The sequence below is a fragment of the Vibrio sp. T3Y01 genome, from assembly GCF_013114525.1.
Lineage (GTDB): Bacteria > Pseudomonadota > Gammaproteobacteria > Enterobacterales > Vibrionaceae > Vibrio > Vibrio chagasii_B.
Genome location: NZ_VTXJ01000009.1, coordinates 17081 through 35726 on the forward strand (window position 1 = coordinate 17081; position 18646 = coordinate 35726).

Annotated in this window: 16 protein-coding genes; 9 read left to right on the top strand and 7 right to left on the bottom strand. The window is 45.9% G+C overall.

All coding sequences use genetic code 11. From position 1 onward, the window contains the following. From F0232_RS11610 to F0232_RS11620, 3 genes are all read left to right on the top strand, one after another. On the top strand, nt 1–939 hold the full coding sequence (locus F0232_RS11610) for an ABC transporter permease (protein ID WP_008218598.1): 939 nt from the start codon (nt 1–3) through the stop codon (nt 937–939). 187 nt (nt 940–1126) lie between these two features. Next, nucleotides 1127–2098 carry an SPOR domain-containing protein gene (locus F0232_RS11615; RefSeq protein WP_105057716.1) on the top strand — a complete coding sequence of 324 codons (972 nt, stop codon included), beginning with the start codon at nt 1127–1129 and terminating at the stop codon, nt 2096–2098. Between the two features lie 218 nt (nt 2099–2316). Continuing rightward, nucleotides 2317–3558 (top strand): NADH:ubiquinone reductase (Na(+)-transporting) subunit B, encoded by a 1242-nt coding sequence (locus F0232_RS11620; protein ID WP_105057717.1) that lies wholly within the window; start codon nt 2317–2319, stop codon nt 3556–3558. Between the two features lie 65 nt (nt 3559–3623). Here F0232_RS11620 and F0232_RS11625 read toward each other — a convergent pair whose 3' ends face one another. The 4 genes from F0232_RS11625 to F0232_RS11640 form a co-directional block, all read right to left on the bottom strand. Beyond that, nucleotides 3624–3875: a DUF6482 family protein gene (locus F0232_RS11625; protein ID WP_105057718.1), complete on the bottom strand. Its 252-nt coding sequence runs from the start codon at nt 3873–3875 to the stop codon at nt 3624–3626. Nucleotides 3876–4015: 140 nt separating this feature from the next. Next, on the bottom strand, nt 4016–5734 hold the full coding sequence (locus F0232_RS11630; protein ID WP_105057719.1) for a hypothetical protein: 1719 nt from the start codon (nt 5732–5734) through the stop codon (nt 4016–4018). 201 nt (nt 5735–5935) lie between these two features. Further along, nucleotides 5936–7291, bottom strand: a complete 1356-nt coding sequence (gorA, locus tag F0232_RS11635; RefSeq protein ID WP_105057720.1) for a glutathione-disulfide reductase — start codon at nt 7289–7291, stop codon at nt 5936–5938. A gap of 187 nt (nt 7292–7478) precedes the next feature. Beyond that, complete coding sequence (locus F0232_RS11640) at nt 7479–8318, bottom strand: 23S rRNA (adenine(2030)-N(6))-methyltransferase RlmJ (RefSeq protein ID WP_004740945.1); 840 nt, start codon at nt 8316–8318, stop codon at nt 7479–7481. Nucleotides 8319–8596: 278 nt separating this feature from the next. Between F0232_RS11640 and prlC the strand changes: the two genes are divergently transcribed. Continuing rightward, complete coding sequence (gene prlC / locus F0232_RS11645) at nt 8597–10639, top strand: oligopeptidase A (protein WP_105057721.1); 2043 nt, start codon at nt 8597–8599, stop codon at nt 10637–10639. A gap of 68 nt (nt 10640–10707) precedes the next feature. On the opposite strand, the gene asnC is transcribed toward prlC, so the two are convergent. Continuing rightward, nucleotides 10708–11172: a transcriptional regulator AsnC gene (gene asnC / locus F0232_RS11650; RefSeq protein ID WP_008218581.1), complete on the bottom strand. Its 465-nt coding sequence runs from the start codon at nt 11170–11172 to the stop codon at nt 10708–10710. 125 nt (nt 11173–11297) lie between these two features. On the opposite strand from asnC, the gene F0232_RS11655 reads away from it, so the two are divergent. The 3 genes from F0232_RS11655 to F0232_RS11665 all read left to right on the top strand — a co-directional run bounded on the left by F0232_RS11655 (nt 11298) and on the right by F0232_RS11665 (nt 16028). Continuing rightward, nucleotides 11298–14420, top strand: coding sequence for a bifunctional diguanylate cyclase/phosphodiesterase (locus tag F0232_RS11655; RefSeq protein ID WP_105057871.1), 3123 nt, complete (start codon nt 11298–11300; stop codon nt 14418–14420). Nucleotides 14421–14560: 140 nt separating this feature from the next. Further along, on the top strand, nt 14561–15340 hold the full coding sequence (locus F0232_RS11660; protein WP_102425211.1) for a class I SAM-dependent methyltransferase: 780 nt from the start codon (nt 14561–14563) through the stop codon (nt 15338–15340). A gap of 121 nt (nt 15341–15461) precedes the next feature. Next, the gene (locus F0232_RS11665) at nt 15462–16028 is read left to right on the top strand and encodes a hypothetical protein (RefSeq protein WP_105057722.1); all 567 of its coding nucleotides are present in this window, start codon (nt 15462–15464) and stop codon (nt 16026–16028) included. Nucleotides 16029–16136: 108 nt separating this feature from the next. Here the strand turns inward: F0232_RS11665 and F0232_RS11670 are convergent, their stop codons facing one another. Next, entirely contained in the window at nt 16137–17024 is an 888-nt protein-coding gene (locus F0232_RS11670; protein WP_105057723.1) for a carboxylate/amino acid/amine transporter, read from the bottom strand. Between the two features lie 52 nt (nt 17025–17076). Continuing rightward, nucleotides 17077–17511 (bottom strand): universal stress protein UspA, encoded by a 435-nt coding sequence (uspA, locus tag F0232_RS11675; protein WP_061033089.1) that lies wholly within the window; start codon nt 17509–17511, stop codon nt 17077–17079. Between the two features lie 189 nt (nt 17512–17700). Here uspA and ftnA point away from each other — a divergent pair, with 189 nt between their 5' ends. Together ftnA and uspB are read left to right on the top strand one after the other, a co-directional pair. Further along, a complete protein-coding gene (gene ftnA, locus F0232_RS11680) occupies nt 17701–18228 on the top strand; it encodes a non-heme ferritin (protein WP_008218572.1) in 528 nt (175 codons plus the stop codon). A 68-nt stretch (nt 18229–18296) separates the two neighbouring features. Next, nucleotides 18297–18620, top strand: coding sequence for a universal stress protein UspB (gene uspB / locus F0232_RS11685; RefSeq protein WP_061033090.1), 324 nt, complete (start codon nt 18297–18299; stop codon nt 18618–18620). Nucleotides 18621–18646: the final 26 nt, after the last annotated feature.

Below are 18646 nucleotides of genomic sequence, written 5' to 3' on the forward strand. Positions count from 1 at the left end.
ATGGAACAAACTACAACAGCTCCATCTCGTTGGGAGCGATTTAAGCAGTCAGACATTCTGTACTACTTCTTACGTGACAAAGTGGCAATGTTCAGCTTTGCTGTATTCACTGCTTTCTTGGTGATGGCATTGGCGGCACCTATTCTAGCGCCAACAGACCCGTATGACGTGACGTCTATCGACATCATGGACTCTGAGCTACCACCGTCTTGGATGGAAGATGGCGAAGAGCGTTTCCTACTGGGTACCGATGAGCAGGGTCGTGACATTCTATCGACCATGCTTTACGGCTCTCGCTTATCACTGACGATTGGTTTCCTAGCCGTTGGTCTACAACTGACTCTAGGTATCATTATTGGTCTGTCTGCGGGTTACTTCGGTGGTCGTATCGATAGCTTCTTGATGCGTTTTGCTGATGTTCAGCTTTCGTTCTCAACCATGATGGTTGCGATCATTGTCTCGGCTATCTTTAAGGCGAGTTTCGGCAGTGACTTCTACGCGCAATATGCGGTAGTGATGCTGGTGGTGATTATCGGTATTGCCGAATGGCCACAATATGCTCGTACGATTCGTGCATCAGTATTGGCTGAGAAGAAGAAAGAGTATGTAGAAGCAGCACGCGTGATGGGCTTCAGAGCACCACGCATTATGTTCCGTCATATTCTACCGAACTGTTTATCGCCAATTTTGGTTATCTCTACGGTACAGGTGGCAAATGCCATCATGTCAGAAGCGGCACTTTCTTTCCTAGGTTTGGGCCTACCGGTAGACCAACCGTCACTGGGCGCACTAATCAGTACTGGTTTTAACTACATTTTCTCTGGTGCGTGGTGGATTACAGCCTTCCCTGGTGTCGTATTGGTGACGCTAGTACTGGTGATCAACCTGCTGGGTGACTGGTTACGTGACGTGTTTAACCCTAAAATTTATAAAGGGTGATAGCTTGGTTTGATTTTTAGTAAAAAAAATCACTAAACTAAGAGCCGTAAGCAATTACGGCTCTTTTTTTGCTTAATGGATCTTGAACTAAGTATCATTGATAGTGTCAATAGTACTTAAAATGGAATTCATGTTTTATCGACATTAATTCGGTAACAATTAACCCGTAAGGGTTTAAGTGGTGGTTATGAAATTGACAATGAATGATGTATGTCGCGCTGTGATTAGAAATTATCGTATGGGGCTTGTTGCTGCATCCCTCTTGGTATCGAGCCAAGTTAATGCAGAATCGGTTTTATGTGATGCTACTCAGGCAAGTACCAATCAATTACCACAGTTAGAGCAATCATGTCCGATCGGTAAGGGTGTTTGGGGTAATAAAGCGCCTAAACGTCATTCAGATAACGAGCTGTTTTGGGTTCAATGTGGCTTGCTGAACAAGCCTTTGTCACTGAGCCAAGCAAAACCTCTTTACGGCAAAATTTCGACCAACGTATGGATGAAACCTGAGGGTGGTGATTATCGTTGTTTGATTGGTCCTTACTCTACATTTTCAGATGCAAGAAAAGATCTAGCTCAGGTTCGTAAGGTGCCAGGTTATGGCGAAGCCTTTATTCGTATGGTTGATAAGTCGCAGACCTCATCACAACCTATCGTGGCAAAAGCGGCCAAGCCTAAAGCAGCAAAACCGACACCGATTAAGGCTCCTATAAAACCTGCAACTAAGCCTGCGGCGAAACCCGTAGCTGCGAAGTCAGCGGCAGCAGTGACCAGTGCGGCTGCCATTCAGGCATTGCCAAGTGGTGGAAAAAATTCAGATAACGATCTAGATATTGAAGTTCGCGTGACGGCAAATGTTGCTGGTAGCCAATATGCGATCCCTTACCTGCTAGACCATGAGCAGCAGTTCTACATGGAGCAAGGTAAGCCTTGGAGTCGTTTGGATTACGGTAGTGCAGAGCTGGTATGTAATAAGCTCAACATGAAGCTGATGACTGAAAAGCAATGGCAGAGCATCCTAGGCTCAAAAGTGATGGAAAACCAGAACTGGCCAATGCACCTACCTTATTGGGGAGCGGATAAGAAAGGCCTGTTCACTAATGGTAACGTAAACCAACTCAAAGGCTCTTCACTACTTAACGTGATGTGTGTGAAGTAACAAGTCGGATTGAAACCTTACTTAAGCCTCAGCGATTGCTGGGGCTTTGTTGTTTTTAGGTCTCGTAATTCAAAGGCTAGGGGTACTTGGTTAAGCAGTGTATCGATAGCTGATGGCAGACGCCTTCAAATGAATTTGATCAAAAATCACTAAAAATTGCTCAAATAGTGCGGTTGGTGCGTAGAAAACCATAACTCAGCAACAAGGTGATTGAGATTATGAGTTTGAAAAAACGATTAGAAGATGTGGCTCCTAGCTTCGAAGCTGGGGGGAAGTACGAAAAGCTCTACCCAGTGTATGAGGCATTTGCGACCATATTTTACACGCCAGGGAATGTGAACCGAGGTATAACCCATGTCCGGGACAGCATTGACCTAAAACGGATTATGATTCTGGTGTGGCTAGCCACTTTCCCCGCGATGTTTTGGGGTATGTACAACGTAGGTCATCAAGCCGTGATGGGGTTAACCGCTACTTATTCCGGTGCCGAGCTTGCTTCTATCATCGACAGTAGTTGGCGCTTATCGTGGGCGTTTGGTGATGCACCGTCCTTAGTAGCAAGTGGCTGGGGAAGTCAGATGTTCTTGGGGGCGCTCTACTTCTTACCTGTTTATGCCACCGTATTTGTGGTGGGGGGCTTCTGGGAAGTTTTATTTGCCGTTGTGCGAAAACACGAGGTGAATGAAGGCTTTTTTGTAAGCTCGGTACTGTTTGCACTTATTCTTCCGCCAACTATCCCGCTGTGGCAAGCCGCTTTGGGTATCACCTTTGGTATTGTTGTTGCCAAGGAGCTGTTCGGTGGTACAGGGCGAAACTTCCTCAACCCTGCACTGGCGGGGCGAGCGTTTCTTTACTTTGCTTATCCTGCCAATATGTCCGGAGGCTTGGTATGGGTTGCCGCTGACGGCTATTCAGGAGCGACACCGCTCAGCCAATGGTATGAAGGCGGTGGCTCGTCGCTGATCAACAACATGACAGGTGAGGCCATCACTTGGATGGATGCCTTTATCGGTAATATTCCGGGCTCGATGGGTGAAGTGTCTTCACTACTCATTATGTTGACCGGTGTGATTCTTATTGTCATGAAGATTGCGTCTTGGCGCATTGTGGCTGGTGTGATTGTTGGGCTTGTGGCGACCTCGAGCTTACTAAACTTGATTGGTTCAGATACTAACTCAATGTTTTCGATGCCGTTCTACTGGCACTTTGTATTAGGTGGCGTCGCGTTTGGTACCTTCTTCATGGCGACCGATCCGGTATCTGCCGCATTCACTAATAATAGTAAATGGGCTTACGGGATTCTGATAGGTGTGATGACGGTCGGTATTCGAGTACTCAATCCCGCGTATCCAGAAGGCATAATGCTCGCAATCTTGTTTGCGAATCTGTTTGCTCCGTTATTTGATTTCATGGTGAAAGAACAGAATATTAAGCGTAGGCAAAAGCGCATGGTGCGTTAAGCCACTAAAGAAAAAGGCTTGCCGATGTGCAAGCCTTTCTATTGATAAAGAAACATAAAAGCTATTCAACTCCACTTCAAATCAATCTCGAATGGTTGTGTACTACCACAGTGCTCACCGCACATCTCATCGTAAGCGCTGTTATGTATCAGTGTTGCTGACGATACGCCTTGATCGCTAAAGTGGTCACGCGCTTGATTGACACTCAAAAACTTCATCGGATGGTGGTGGTCGTCTTTAATTAACTTCTTTTGCTCGCCAACGACTTGGTAAGCTAAATAAATCCCGCCTTCAAATGATTCAATTAGTAGATTCATCACAAACTCCATTATTGTTCTAGATAGGTCTTTGTTTTGGTATCTACGTTAATAGTTGTTTGAAGGTTCATGTGGTTTAAAAATGAAAAAACCAGAAGCACAGCTTCTGGTTTCTGAAGGTCATCAAACTAACTCAGTGATTAGTTGATTTTCTGCATGATGCTAACACGACCGTTGGTATCACCTTGGTTATCCATCTTACGACGGATAAGTAGGCCTTCATCCCAGTTGCTGCCAGCAGGTTGGTATTCCCATTTAACGAAGTATTCATCATGTGAGTTACAAGACGTGCCTGCAACATAATTGTCTTGGTCGCAGAAACGAACAACTGTGTTCAGTTCCGTTAGTGTCGCTTTAGAAGGTCGGTCTTTTTGACCAAACCACCAGTAATCGATAGCGCCTAACTCCGCGTAGGTTGCATCAAACTGCCCCATATCTTCTGGCGAAGATTGACCACCGTTTTCGCTGCCACATTCAGAACCTGATGTCGTTACTTTTGTTGCGCCGAACACCATAGTACTCACTGCAACTTCACCATTGTCACAGTACTCTTTAGTTTCCCATGTACCAGTGAAATCTACATAACGTTCAGAGTCTTTTGTCGGGATCTCGTAGTAGTAAGCAACACGCTCGGTTACACGAGATGGGCTATTGCTAGCGTCGCTACCCAGTGTTTCTTTCTTAACGATCTCAGAGTAAATGCCAGTTACAGGATCGAAAGAGCCAGAAGTGGTATCACGAATCCAGTTTGATGTGCTGCTGTCTTCACCTTTGTCATCCCAGACATTGTTTGCGGTGTAGTGATTCAAGTCTGAAGCTTTTTGTACATCAAATGGCTTCCATCCTTCGATGTCTTCGGCTGTGAACTCTTCATCAGCAGTTGCTGATTGTGCCAAGTCTCGAAGTTTGTAGGCAAACGCGTCATTCAATACAAATTTGCTATCAGGTATCACTGAGCCATTTGTTTGGTCTACAGTATCATCCTTGTTTGTATCACAACCTTGTTGTTTCGAGCTGTCTTCATCTATCCATTGATGAGCAGAGTTAGATACACATGTTAGGTATTGCTCAGCAAAGCTTTCTGATAATGAATAGTCGTTAGATCCTGCGAACATAGTGACTGATTCTGCAGAATTCACTTTGAACGTCATCTCGGTCATGCCGCGAGTACGCTCGAACATGTCTTCTTCCATTAGCTTGTCAGAGTGGACGTAAATGAATTCGTTAGAGTTCTGGGTGACATCAATGTAACGAACGAATTTGCCAGCAGTGATAAATGGATTTGCCGAGTCATCACCGCGTTCCATTGATCCAAATGCAGATTGCATGTGTGTTAGAGCGTCGTTTTCTGAAGCGATATTTGCAGCTTCTACACCAACAGCTACTAGGAAGTCCGTTACGCTTGTAGTGTCATCTAGGCTTAGATCTTTCATCTTTGTTAACGTAGCAGCATCAGGTTCTCGCAGCATATCTGGAATTGTCAGAATTTCATCTGAAGTGTTACCAAACTGGTTGTCCAAAGACTGAAGTAAAATTGCTAGGTTAAGTGCACGAGCGTATTTACCCGCCGCTTCAAATGGAGTCAGTACATCACGGTTTGATGCTGCACCTACTTTTAAGCCGTTTTCACCGCCAATGAAGAAGGTAATTGTGTCGCTAGTTTTAGCGGTAAATTCGCCTTCACTAGTTGTAACACCGTTTAAGCCAGAGCTAGTGCTGTAGTAGATACCTTCAACAGCTGCGTCGATAAACTTATTGGTAGTTGATGTTTCAGTTGGTGTTGCGACACTTGAACTGTCGCTACCACAACCTGTTAAAGCCACTGCAATCGCCGCTGCGAGAATACTCACTTTTTTCATTACTCGTACATCCCTTATGTAGTTGAGTTATTTTTGTTGTTATGTGTGTGTTTTTATAGCGCGCGATTGTATTGTGATCTTTATTCCAAGTTAAGTGGGTAAAATACTGTTCGGTTAACAAATATTCGAACCATACGGTAAAAAACAAAAAAAGCCGACAGATGTCGGCTTTTTTGTAATATTTCTTTGACTTACAAAGGGTTAACGCATAGTTACGAACTCTTCGCTGCCCGTTGGGTGAATTGCCACAACAGAGTCGAAGTCTGCTTTGGTTGCGCCCATCTTCATTGCAACGCCGAAGCCTTGAATCATCTCATCAACCGTGAAGCCGATGCCGTGTAGGCCGACTACTGTCTCTTCTTCGCCAGCACATACTAGCTTCATCTTACAAGGTTGACGGTGCTTGGTTACTGCTGTGTACATCGCAGTGAAGCCCGATGTGTAAACCTTGATGTTGTCTTTGCCGTACTTCTCTTCAGCTTCTTGAGTCGTTAGACCAATAGTGCCGATAGGTGGGTGGCTGAATACAACAGTAGGAACTAGGTTGTAGTCCATTTTCGCGTTAGTTTGACCGTTGAATAGGCGCTCAGAAAGCTGACGACCTGCTTTAACCGCTACAGGAGTTAGCTCGATACCGCCTTCCATGATGTCACCAACACAGTAGATGCAAGGAACGTTAGTCGCTTGGAATTCGTCTACCTTGATGTAGCCACGGTCGTTTGTCTCAACGCCAGTTGATGCTAGGTTGATAGCGTCAGTCGCTGGGTGACGGCCGATAGCCCAGATTAGGTGGTCAACGTTTTGAGTGTTGCCATTCTCTAGGTGTAGAGTCAGTGTGCCATCCGCTTCTTTCACAACTTCTTTAGGCACTGAGTGCGTGTGAAGTGTTGGACCTTCTGCTTCCATTACTTCTACTAGCGTTTCGATGATCATTGGATCGAAGCTACGTAGTGGAGATTCTTTACGGCAGAACAGGTGTGTTTCTGTACCAAGTGCGCTTAGTACGCCTGCGATCTCAACCGCGATATAGCCTGCACCGATAACCGCAACGCGTTTTGGTTGCTCCATCAGGTCGAAGAAGCCATTTGAATCGATGCCGTATTCTGCACCTGGGATGTTTGGAATCGTTGGACGACCACCTACCGCGATCAGGATGTGATCAGCTGTGTAGTGTTCACCGTTTACTTCAACCGTCTTTTCGTCAACGAACTTAGCAAAACCTTTGATTACGTTTACTTTGTTGTTACCAAGTACGCGATCGTAAGATTGGTGGATACGACCAATGTACGCTTGGCGGTTCTCAATCAGTTTGCTCCAGTTGAACTTCTTCACTTCAACATCAAAGCCGTAGTCTTCAGAGTATAGGTTGATCGCTTCAGCTACTTGAGCGCCGTGCCACATTACCTTTTTAGGAACACAACCAACGTTTACACAAGTACCACCAAGGTCTTGAGCTTCGATAAGTGCAACTTTTGCACCGTGCATTGCCGCGCGGTTTGCTGATGCGATGCCGCCTGAACCGCCACCGATACAGATGTAATCAAAATGAGTCGCCATTACTTTCTCCATTTATTGAGGGTTGTAGTCACAGTGAGCACACTGGATACCTACGTCCTATAGATTCTAAAATTGTCTGATTATTATATTGAGGGCAGATCGGTTGAACTCAATCTCCCTGCTTGAAATTTATTCGTCCACATCACAGTCTTTTGACTGCTTCTTGAGCTTCGATGTGGCGTCGAGATTACTCAGGTACGATCCACTCTACTTTGTAGTGACCGGTTGCTGGTGCAATTGCTTCCTTCAAGAATGGAAGAATCTCGTTCATTTGGCTTTCTAGCTTCCAAGGTGGGTTGATAACAATCATGCCTGATGCTGTCATGCCACGCTCGTTGGTGTCTGGTGATACGCCAAGTTCGATCTGTAGAATCTTGTTGATGCCCAAGCTTTCTAAGCCTTCGATCATGTCTTCGATGTCACAACGGTTCACTACTGGGTACCAAATGGCGTAGATGCCGGTTGCCCAGCGCTTATGGCTTTGAGCAATGGCTGTCACTACATCACGGTACTCTTTTGCAAGCTCGTACGGTGGATCGATTAGTACTAAGCCGCGGCGCTCTTTAGGTGGAAGGCTTGCTTTTAGACGCTTAAAGCCATCTTCTTTGTAGATCGATACCTGACGATCGCGGTGGAACTCTTGCTCAAGCAGCGGGTGATCAGCTGGGTGAAGCTCGGTCAGTACCATACGGTCCTGGTCACGTAGATGGGCGCGAGCAACACGTGGCGAACCTGGGTAGTAGCGCAGCTTGTCGCCGTTGTTTAGCGTTGAGATAGACTCAAGGTAGCTTTGAATGTCTTCAGGAAGATTTTGCTGTTCCCAGACGCGAGCGATACCTTGTTTGTATTCACCGGTTTTTTCAGACCATTCATGCGTTAAGTCGTAACGACCTACACCAGAGTGAGTGTCATGGTAAACAAAAGGCTTATCCTTCTGTTTCAAAGAATTAAGAATAAGGCTCTGTACGATATGCTTTACTACGTCGGCATGATTGCCTGCGTGGAAGCTGTGGCGATAACTTAACAAATTAAACTCTCGTAACACTCTCGTTTTAGAGTGTGGTTAGTGTAGGTGGGTTAATCTGATTATTATAACCCTCAATGGACCATAAATTCTCGAACAATTCGGGGACAGTCGTCAGCTATCTGCAGTTAGTTATTGGTTCTACTATTGAAATTTGCCTTTATGGGCACTATTTAATAACTATTCGCAGGTGATTTTTTAGGGCGCTGCTTAGCCTGATGACTGTAAGACGACCTCATTACAAAAAAGACGAAAGTCTCTAACGCCAAAGGAATGTTTATATGTCTAATCCGCTATTAACCTTCACGGACTTACCTCCGTTTTCACAAATCAAACCTGAGCATGTTAAGCCAGCGGTTGAGCAAGTGATTGAAGCGTGTCGCAACAAGATAGAACAAGTACTTGAAGGTAATACTTCGCCAAGCTGGGACAACCTAGTTGCTCCAATTGAAGAAGTGGATGATCGTTTAGGCCGTGTTTGGTCACCAGTAAACCACATGAACTCGGTTGTGAATAGTGACGAGCTGCGTGAAGCGTATGAAAGCTGTTTGCCTCTGTTGTCTGAGTACGGCACTTGGGTTGGCCAACACAAAGGTCTGTTTGAAGCGTACAAAGCGATCAAGGCGAGCGAGGCGTTCTCTGGATTAAATCGAGCTCAACAAAAAACCATCACAGATGCACTGCGTGATTTCGAACTGTCAGGCATTGGTTTACCCGCTGACGAGCAGCACCGTTATGGTGAGATCAGCAAGCGTCAGTCTGAGCTGGGTTCTCAATTCTCAAACAACGTACTTGATGCAACTATGGGTTGGAGCAAGCAAGTTACTGATGTCGCTGAATTGGCAGGCATGCCTGAATCAGCATTGGCGGCAGCAAAAGCGGCGGCAGAGGCTAAAGAGCAAGAAGGTTACCTGCTGACTTTAGATATCCCATCGTACCTACCAGTAATGACCTACTGTGATAACCAAGAGCTGCGTAAAGAGCTGTACGAAGCTTACGTTACTCGCGCTTCAGACCGTGGTCCAAACGCAGGCAAGTGGGACAACACTGAGATCATCACCGAGCAGCTTAAATTGCGTCACGAGATCGCACGTATGCTTGGCTTTGGCACTTACAGTGAGAAATCGCTGGCAACAAAAATGGCAGAGACGCCAGATCAGGTTCTAGGCTTCTTAAATGATTTAGCGGTGAAAGCGAAACCTCAAGGTGAGCGTGAAGTGGAAGAGCTGCGCCAGTTCGCTGAAAAAGAGTTTGGTGTGTCTGAGCTAGAGCTTTGGGATATCCCTTACTACAGCGAAAAGCAGAAGCAGCACCTATTCCAAATTTCAGATGAAGAGCTGCGTCCTTACTTCCCTGAATCGAAAGCGGTATCGGGTCTGTTTGAAGTACTGAATCGTGTATTCGGTATGACAGTGAAAGAGCGTGAAGGCGTCGACACATGGCATGAGTCGGTACGCTTCTTTGATATTTTTGATGCGAATGACACATTGCGTGGTAGCTTCTACCTAGATTTGTACGCTCGTGAACACAAGCGTGGTGGTGCATGGATGGATGACTGCCGTGGTCGCCGTATTACCGCTGCTGGTGAACTACAAACGCCAGTCGCTTACTTAACGTGTAACTTCAATAAACCGGTTGGCGACAAGCCAGCATTGTTTACCCACGATGAAGTTGTGACTCTGTTCCACGAGTTTGGCCATGGTATCCACCACATGTTGACTCAAGTAGAAGCTGGCGCGGTTGCCGGTATCAATGGTGTGCCTTGGGATGCAGTTGAGTTGCCAAGTCAGTTCCTAGAAAACTGGTGTTGGGAAGAAGAGGCATTGGCGTTCATCTCTGGTCACTTCGAAACCGGTGAAGCGCTACCAAAAGAGATGTTAGAGAAGATGCTAGCGGCGAAGAACTTCCAATCAGCGATGTTTATTTTGCGTCAGCTAGAATTCGGTCTGTTCGACTTTACGCTACACACTACTTACGACCCAGAAGTGGGCGGAAGAGTACTTGAAACACTGGCTGACGTGAAGTCTAAAGTGGCGGTACTACCAAGCCTTGATTGGAACCGTTTCTCGCACAGCTTCAGCCATATCTTCGCTGGTGGTTACAGCGCGGGTTACTACAGCTACCTATGGGCTGAAGTGCTATCGGCAGATGCGTTCTCAGCATTTGAAGAAGAGGGTATCTTCAATACTGAAACGGGTAATCGCTTCCTGAATAACATCCTAGAAATGGGTGGCAGTGAAGAGCCAATGGAGCTGTTCAAACGCTTCCGTGGTCGTGAGCCTCAAATTGATGCGATGCTGCGCCATGCAGGTATTAGCGCGTAATATTGTGCTGTTCAGAATATAAAAAGAGCCTCCTTGTGAGGCTCTTTTTGTATCTACTTATCGATCGACTATGGGTTCACATTGCGATTGATTGGGTTTTGCAGTGAGATTAATGTCTCGGTTGATTGTACTTCATCAATTGCCTGCAACTTATCGATCAGTACGAACTGCAGCTCTTCAATCGATTTACACATCAATTTAACGAAAATATTGTAGGCACCAGTGGTGTAGTAGGCTTCAACCACCTCATCTAGGGCATTCAGCTTAGCGATTGCCGAGTGGTAATCTTTGGCTGCATTAAGGTTGATGCCGATAAAGCAACATACGTCGTAACCTAGCTTTTTCGTGTTTACCACCACCTCGGTGCGCTCAATAATGTCGGCCGATCTCATTTTCTCGATGCGGACGTGAATAGTCGCGGGGCTTACGTCAAACTGCTTGGCCATCTCGGCGTAAGGCGTACGAGCATCTTCCATTAAGGTTTTCAGAATGGCACGGTCTAGGTCATCGAGACGAGCGGTAGTTGTGGACATGCTTAACCCTTAGATTTAATGAAAATATATTGGCTAGAGTACATATCATAGCCAAGGGTGATAATATTAGCAGCAACAATGATGTTAGGGTGAATTCAGTGCGATTTTGGGTGTTATTTATTGCGATGTGTTGGAGCGTATTCGCTTCGGCGCAGACAAAAGATGTATTGGTTATCCACTCCTACCATCAAGGCTTCTTCTGGACGGATGATTTCCATAAAGGCTTGTCCGAAGAACTCGATCGCGACGGGTTGTCTTACCGCGTCGTTTATCTCGACAGCAAACGCTCTCAAAACCTTGAATACCTCGAGCGCGTTTACCAGCTTTATCACACCAAATTAATGCACGAAGAGTTTGCAGCGGTTGTGGTGAGTGATAACAACGCTCTTAATCTGATGAAGCGCCTAGCGTCGGATCTCGATGGAACCCCGGTTATCTTTGGTGGCATCAACAACTTCTCTCCTAAAATGATCGAAGGTTTGAACGCAACCGGTATCACTGAAGACATCGATCTGGTTGGTAACATCGAACTGATCAAGCGCCTCCAGACGACCGTGAAAAAAGTCTACATGGTGACCGATCATTCGGTGACTGGTGAGGCCATTCGTGCGCAAATCGATCTGTTTATTGAAACTAACCCTCAATTTGCAGATTTGATTGAACATTATGTTCCAGACTCATACCAAGAATTGACGACTTTCTCGCAGCGTGCAGACCTAGGGAAAAGCTTGCTGTTTTGGGCGTATTACCGAGATGCGAAAGGTGAAGTGAGCAGTGATGAAGATTGGCGACAACTGAACATTAAAACGCAAATGCCGCTGTATATGGTGCACGACTTAGGCCTAGGTTTTGGGGCCATTGGCGGGGTGATTCAAAGCGGTGAAACTCAAGGGCGTAACACTGGGCGCGTTTTGTTGCAGGTGTTGGCGAATCCTAATGATCCGTTACCTCCTGTAGTTGCTGGTGCACCGGAGATTAAGCTCGACTATCAACAAATATCGCGTTGGGATCTCGGCGCTGAGAATGAAGCTGCAGTGACATTCCTCAACAAGCCCAAGTCTTTCCTGACGCGCTACCGCGATGAAATTCGCACCATAGGTTTAATGTTCCTTGGTATGTCATGCGTGATCGCCACCTTGGTGTATTACCTCAATCGTCTCAAGAAGAGCGAACGTGCCAGCCGCCAAAGCCAACGACTGTTGGAGTCGATATTCGACCAGAGCCTTCAGTTTATGGGCATTATCGACAAAGACGGTGTATTGCTGTCGAGTAACAGCAAGCTGCATGAACTGCTCTACAATCAGGGTTACAAGTTAGGAACACCTTTGCAAGAACATCAGCACTGGGAAGATTCTGCCAGTGAGGTGTTGAAAGAGTATTTTGTTGAGCGAGATGATCACCCATCTTTGCGCTTTGAAGCTGAGGTTTGGTGCCGAGATCGCGGTGCCATGGTATTGGATATCTCATTAAAGCCGATGCCGGGTAGTGAAGAAGGTGATATTCAGTTCTTGTTTGAGGCGCGCGATGTGACTTCACGTAAGCTGGCTGAGAATAAACTATTCCAGCGGGAAGCGAACCTAAAGCTCTATTACGACAAGCAACCCGTAATGATGATTACCTTGGATGGTAATAACCGCATCCAACAAGTGAACCAGTTTGCCGAAGAGCTGCTTGGCTACCCACTGGATGAACTGTTAGGTCATCGTCCTAGAGAGTTCTACGTCGATGAGAACGCGATGATTCCACGTCATATCTTGTTGCAGCCACAGCATAAGATTCGTGGCGTCTGGCGTCGTGATATTGAATATCGTCATGCCGATGGCAGCACGATCTGGATTCGAGAAAATATCCGTCCGCTGGTGGAGTCTGATCAATTATTGATTGTGGGTGAGGACATCACCGAGACACATGAGCTTTCTGAAAAATTGGAGTATCAGGCGCGCTATGACTTGCTGACTGATACCTTTAACCGCAACCACTTTGAGCAAGAACTGCAAAAGGCACTCAAAGAAGTTGAGAGCCACATGCGTACCCACGCAATGCTGTTCTTAGACCTAGACCAGCTGAAAGTACTGAACGATACCGCCGGGCATGAAGCGGGCGATGCTGCGATCTTGTTTAGCGCGCAGTTATTGGAAGAGGTACTGCCATACAATGCGGTATTGGCGCGTATGGGGGGGGACGAGTTTGCGGTACTCATCAAAGACTGTACTGAGCGAGATGCGGTGAATGTGTGTCGCAGTATTATCTCGATGATGGGCGACAATCCATTCTTGTGGGATGACATCCGACTTAACTTAACCTGCTCTATCGGTATTCGATTGATCGACCATACTGCCGCAACGCCACAAATGGTGCATGCTCAGGCAGACGCGGCGTGTCATGCGGCTAAAGAGGAAGGGCGTAACCGTTATCACCTCTACCATCAAGATGATGAAGACTTACGTCGACGTCACCTAGAGATGGAATGCGTTAACCTAGTGCATGAAGCCCTGGCCAATGATCGCCTGGAGTTGTTTGCACAGCGTATTCTTGGCTTAGACGAAGACAGCGACAAAATGCACTTCGAGATCTTGGTGCGGATAAAGAATGTGGATGGGGAATACATCTCTCCGGGGATCTTCATGCCTGCTTCTGAGCGCTACAACATTGCGCATTTGATTGACCGCCAAGTGATCGGTCAGACACTCAGTTGGTTAGAGCAACGCCCACATCTGGTTGATGATTTAGGGATGTGTTCTATTAACCTTTCCGGCCACTCGATGGGCAATCGAGAGTTTGTTGAGTTCTTGATTGAAAGCTTGAGTAACTCGTCGATTCCGTGTCATAAAATCTGCTTAGAGATCACCGAAACAGCAGCGATGAGCAACATGAAACAGGCGATCAAGTTCTTCACTCGAATCAAAGACCTTGGTTGTATGATTGCGCTCGATGACTTCGGTTCTGGTTTATCGTCGTTTGGTTACTTGAAGAAGCTGCCAGTCGACATCGTTAAGATCGATGGCCTGTTCGTGCGTGATATTGATGTCAATGAGATGGACCATGTGATGGTTCGCTCTATCAATGATTTAGCCAAGCAGATGGGTAAGCACACAGTGGCTGAGTTCGTTGAAAACACCCAGATCATCGACAAGCTGATTGAGCTTGGTGTGAACTATGCACAGGGCTACATTATTGGCCGACCTAAGCCACTTGCTGAGCTGGTTGATGAACTTCAGCAAGAGCGAGTGCTAGAAAATGCAAACTAACTAGGCCTTGTGTACGGGCCTTGTTTTAATCTCGTTACTTTCGGTGCTAATAGTTTGCACCGCTAATATGTATTGTTGAGGCAATCAGGTAAACTGGTTGCCTCTTTTGTTTTGAATACTACTGTCTGTTGGAGACGACCTTGCAACTACAACTGATTTGCGAAGATGCTACCCAAATCGATCATCTGAATGACTTAGCGACTCGTTGGAATTTATCTCACGATGAAAACAGCGAATTTGCTTTGGTGCTGACTAGCGAGCGACTTGAGCTGCGCAAAGTAGACGAGCCCAAGTTAGGCGCTATCTTCGTTGATTTAGTTGGCGGCGCGGTTGGTCATCGACGTAAGTTTGGTGGTGGCAAAGGTCAAGCTATCGCCAAGGCGGCAGGTTTGAATAAAGGCGCTACGCCAACCATTCTTGATGGTACGGCTGGCCTAGGGCGCGATGCATTTGTACTGGCTTCCCTAGGTTGCAAGGTGCAGATGGTCGAGCGTCATCCTGTTGTTGCAGCGTTGCTTGATGATGGATTACAGCGTGCGCAGCAAGACCCTGATATCGGTGGTTGGGTTAGTGAGCGTATGAAGTTGATTCACGCTTCAAGCCATGATGCGCTGGATAAGCTCAGTGACGACCCTAGCTTTGAGCAACCGGATGTGGTGTATCTAGATCCAATGTACCCACACCCTGAGAACAAAAAGAAATCGGCTCTAGTCAAAAAAGAGATGCGCGTATTCCAATCTTTGGTTGGTGCAGATTTAGATGCTGATGCGCTATTGGCGCCTGCAATGAAGCTCGCATCAAAGCGAGTTGTAGTCAAAAGACCTGATTATGCGGCTTGGTTAGATGAGCAAAAACCGAGTATGGCGATCGAAACCAAAAAGAACCGTTTTGACGTGTATGTGAAAGCATCAATGACTTAGCGATACGCTAAGAAAATTTCCCGTCATAAATACGATAAATTGCTATTTAACACTTGCGATAGTCGCGTTACGGATGTATATCTAACTAAGAATCATTATTATTCTTAGCTGGAGTTGTAGCATGGCTAAACGCTTTTGTAAGTTAAACCGTCGAGACATTACCGAACACCTAGGCGAGATCCACAGCTTGGTTACTGAACCTAAGTTTGTGTGTCGCTCTTGTGCACGTTCATCGGCGGACGAAGCGAACCTATGCAAACCAACAGCAATCCCACCGCTCGGTTGCCAGAATAAGCCCGCTGAAGAGAAGGTGGCTTGTGGTCTGTTAGCCGAAACGCTACCAAAGCCTGAAGTCACCTTGGCTGAGATGCCTGATTCATCTGTACAACTGTTTGACCCAGCCGCTGCTCTTGGAGACGAAGACAAACAAGCGTCACCGAAAAAAGCCAAACTGAAAAAACGCATTGCTAACGCGAGTGGTGATGAGAAATCAGAACTGAAGCGAGCGAAGAAAGCGGCGAAGAAACAAGAGAAATACAACAAGAAGCTGGCGAAGATGATTAAGAAGCAGCAAAAGCTGTTTAAGAAAAGCCAGAAGCTGGAAAGTGAATTGGAACGCATCAACCTACGACTTGATGATGTAGCCTTCACGGAAAACCAGGCTGTGGTTGTGAATCACATTCACTAACACCAGCTGTTAAACATTATTCAACGCGTTAGCCAGATCTAAAAAGAGCGACCTAAGGTCGCTCTTTTGCTTTTTGTTTCCGCAGAGAACTTGGTCGCGCCAGCGCATTTAAATCTGTTGGGCGTTGCTCGCCGATCTCGCGACACGCTTTTTCACCCACGTCTCATTTACGATGAGAGAAAGCAAAATAACCCCGCCGCCAATCGAAAGTCGCACTAAATCAACGTCTCGGTTCCAGATCAGGATGTTCACCACCAAACCAGCAGGCACTAATACGTTGTTCATTACGGCAAGTGCACCTGCGTTTACCATGCATGCGCCTTTGTTCCACATAAAGTAGCCCAATCCAGAAGCGATTAAGCCAAGGTAGATCAGGATTCCCCATTGAAGTGAAGTGGTTGGTAGTTTTTCAGGGTTGCCTAGTAGTAAGAAAGCAACCGAAGCCACACATAGAGCGCCGAGGTAGAAATAGCCAAATACGGTATGTTGAGGAAGTTCTGTCGATTCCTTCTCCATCACGACTTTATAGCCCACCTGACCAATCGCAAAGCATAGGTTCGCGCCCTGTACGACTAGGAAGCCAACTAAAAAGTTGTCGTTGATGCCGGCGAACTTAATGAATACCGCGCCTAATACCGCAATCGCAGCCGTGACTAAGTACCAAGGTGAGAACTGCCCTTTGAGAAAGTCATAAATCAGGGTGACATAAATTGGGGTAAAGACAGTAAATAGCAAAACTTCCGGTACGGATAGTAGCAAGAAAGATTGGTAATAGAAGCAGTACATCAGGCCAAGCTGAATACCACCAATTGCCATCAATTTGCCGATCAATTTCCCAGGGATGCCACGGAATTTCAGGAAAGGAAGAAACACGATACCTGCTAGAGCAACACGCATCAGAACAGAGAACCAAGAATCAACCTGACCAGCAAGGTAGACGCCGATCAGGCTAAAAGAGAAGGCCCATAGGAGGGTAACACCAGCTAAATAGCTCATAGTAAAACTTCGTTAATAAGATATGAGCCGTATGTTACCTAACCTTAAATCATTAGTCTTCTGAATCTCTCAGAGGCACGACCAGCATATCCACCGGAGAGGCGTTGATCAGTTGTCGTGTTGAAGAGAGCAGCTTGCTCCAAAAATCTTGATGGTGCCCACATACCACTAAATCAACGTTGTATTCGGTGATGGTATCGCAAAGTTCATGGCTCAAATCACCGCTACCTACAAGCGTATGAGTGATCGGGTATTGAGCGTGCTCCGCAAAGTTTTGTAGCTGAATGCGAGACGCTTCCATCGCGTTGTGTTGGGTCTCTGCCATATTGATGTCAATCAGTCCGGTATAGAGCTCTGCGTAGTTAATATCGATATGGATAAAAGAGACTTTGGCTTCTAATGGCTTAGCCAATGCTACCGCTTTATCCACAATCAATTTGCTGTCATCTGATAAATCGACCGCGACCAAAATATGTTTGTAACTCATATCGCTACCTCCTTTATTCATTGTCTAATTTAAGATTAGCACTATGCGGTGTCTTTTTTTGCTGAAGTGATCTCATATCCATCGTCTTGCGTAGTGTCGGTTCGAAATATCGGTTAACTAATGGTCAGCGAGATATTAATAAAATAGTGATATAGTAAAGAAAATTGAGGATGTACTTAGGAGTCTTAAATGCTGTCAAAAACTATGGTTGAGCAACTGAACGATCAAATTAATCTAGAATTTTTCTCATCCAATCTATACTTACAAATGAGTGCTTGGTGTGAAGACAAAGGATTTGAAGGTGCAGCAGAGTTTCTGCGTGCTCATGCGGTAGAAGAAATGGAACACATGCAGCGTCTTTTTACTTACGTAAGTGAAACAGGTGCAATGCCAATTCTGGGTGCGATTGAAGCACCAAAACATGAATTTGAAAGCCTTGGCGCAGTATTCCGTGAAACCTACGAACACGAGCAGATGATTACTGAAAAGATCAATAAGCTGGCTCACGTTGCTTTCAGCACACAAGACTACTCAACCTTTAACTTCCTGCAATGGTACGTTGCAGAGCAACACGAAGAAGAGAAGTTGTTTAAAGGTGTATTGGATAAGCTAGAGCTTGTTGGTGAAGACGGTAAAGCACTGTTCTTTATTGATAAAGACTTAGCGCAATTGGCAAAAGATGGTTCATCTTCAATCATGGATGCTCCTGCAGTCTAGGCTGTAAGAAAAAGACTCTGATTATCTTTTTCTTTTGAGTTTTCCTTTGAAGATGTAGGGAGGAAAGGATGATCAGCGGCGACACTATTCTATTTGCACTAATGGTTGTGACTTGTGTGAATTGGGCGCGTTATTTTACTGCGCTAAGAACACTCATCTATATTATGCGAGAAGCACATCCTCTACTTTATCAACAAGTAGACGGAGGTGGGTTCTTCACAACTCATGGCAATATGACCAAACAAGTTCGCTTGTTTAGTTACATCAAAAGCAAAGAGTACCATCATCACCACGACGAAGTGTTCACTTCCAAGTGTGATCGTGTAAGACAGTTGTTCATACTCTCTTCTGCTCTGCTGGGTGTGACGTTATTGTCTGCGTTTATCGTTTAGGTGAGAGATACGTGTGATTAGAGCGT